Source organism: Mesorhizobium sp. M7A.F.Ca.CA.004.06.1.1 (assembly GCF_003999135.1).
Taxonomy (GTDB): Bacteria; Pseudomonadota; Alphaproteobacteria; order Rhizobiales; family Rhizobiaceae; genus Mesorhizobium.
In genome coordinates this window covers 1-1,612 of record NZ_RZPQ01001033.1, presented here as the reverse complement: position 1 = coordinate 1,612, position 1,612 = coordinate 1, and the positions used below count along the sequence as shown (strand labels likewise).

2 protein-coding genes are annotated in these 1,612 nt (G+C 63.5%); both read left to right on the top strand.

Going from position 1 to position 1,612, the window contains the following annotated elements:
• The coding region (locus EN906_RS33475) for a DMT family transporter (protein ID WP_245484388.1) at positions 1 to 916 on the top strand (916 nt) is incomplete at its 5' end.
• 134 nt (positions 917 to 1,050) lie between these two features.
• Positions 1,051 to 1,612, top strand: a 562-nt coding sequence (locus EN906_RS33470; RefSeq protein WP_164777580.1) for an MFS transporter, incomplete at its 3' end; no start/stop codon positions are given.

Genomic DNA, 1,612 nt, shown 5'->3' with positions numbered 1-1,612 from the left:
GGAAATCACAGGAGTGCTCGCCGCGATTCTCTCCAGCGCTTTCGGGGGCACCGCCGTTGGCGCAACGCGATATCTCGCGGGCACGCTCGATCCTCTCGCTATCGGTGCGGTCCGGTTCGGCGGCGGCTTTCTGGTTTTGGCCGCCGTAGCTCTCTGGCGGCGAGACAGGTGGCCGCCGAAGAGCGACTGGCTCGGCACTGGTGCATTGGGTCTTCTGTTCTTCGGGCTGTTTCCGGTGCTCTTCAATGGAGCCCTTGTCTACACGACGGCCGCGCGAGGTGCGCTTGCGCTTTCGACACTGCCTCTGCTCACCATGCTTGCCGCGGCAGTTCTGAAGATCGAGCCGCCGACCATCCGCAAGATCGTCGGTGTGCTGATCGCAATGGCAGGAGTGGCCGTAGCGCTCGGCACGAGCCTGACGACTGCTCCCCCAGATGCCTGGCGCGGAGATCTTCTCATGGTCGCGGCCGCTTTCTGCATGGCGCTCTACAACGTCTGGTCGAGACCATTTCTATCCCGCACCGCGCCAATCCCGTTCGTGGCGTTTGGCATGGGCGTGGGCGCGGTCTGCCTATCGGTCCTGGTGGTTTCGAGCGGAGGCTTCGCGCGACTTGCCACTCTCAGTGCACCTCAGTGGATCGCGAGCGCTTATCTGGCCATAATTTGCGGCGCCTTCATTTTCTTCCTTTGGGCATTCGCGCTCGAGCGCGCGCCGCCGACACTGGTTGCCGTCTCCGTTGCGGTGAATCCGGTGACGGCATCGATCTTCGGTGTTGTCTTCCTGGGCGAACAAGTGAGCGCGAACCTGATTGTCGGGCTGATGGCAGTCCTCGCAGGAATAGGCGTCGCAACGGGAGCAGCCGAGCGGCTTGGCCTGTGGCCCGACGATCGGCAGTCACGTCGAAGGCAGCCCTGAGCGCTGACCAAGCAAAACGGGGGAAACGAATCCAGGCGAATACAGCGATCATCCCTGTTGGCGCAGGGAATTGCTGCTGGCGTTGGCCAGGGCGATGGTCCAAGAAGGGATCACCGACACGTGATCGCCTCTTCATGTCCTCCATCCGCCCGATGATCCCGCTTCTTCTCGCCGCCGGCATCTTGCTCGGCGGCAATGGGCTGCAGAGCACGCTGATCGCGCTGCGCGGCGCGCAGGAAGGGTTTTCGGCTTCCGACATCGGCCTGATGGGCACCTTCTACTTCGCCGGCTTCCTGCTCGGCTGCCTGGCCATCACCCGCATCATGAAGGCGGTCGGCCATATCAGGGCATTTTCGGCGCTGGCGGCAATCGCCTCGGTAGGCACCTTGCTCCTGGTGCTGGTCATCGATCCGGTGATGTGGTGCGCGGTGCGCCTTGCTGGCGGCTTCTGCTTCGCCGGGCTGTTCACCATCGTCGAAAGCTGGCTGAATTCCGGCGTCGGCAATCACGACCGGGCACGCGTGCTGGCGATCTACCGGATGGTCGACATCGGTTCGGTGACATCAGCCCAGTTCCTGATCCCGGTCTTCGGCGCCGGCGGTTTCGCCATCTTCGCCATCATGTCGATGATGATCACCTTGTCGCTGGTGCCGGTGTCGCTCGGCGACCGCTCCAACCCGGCACCACCCGAAGAGG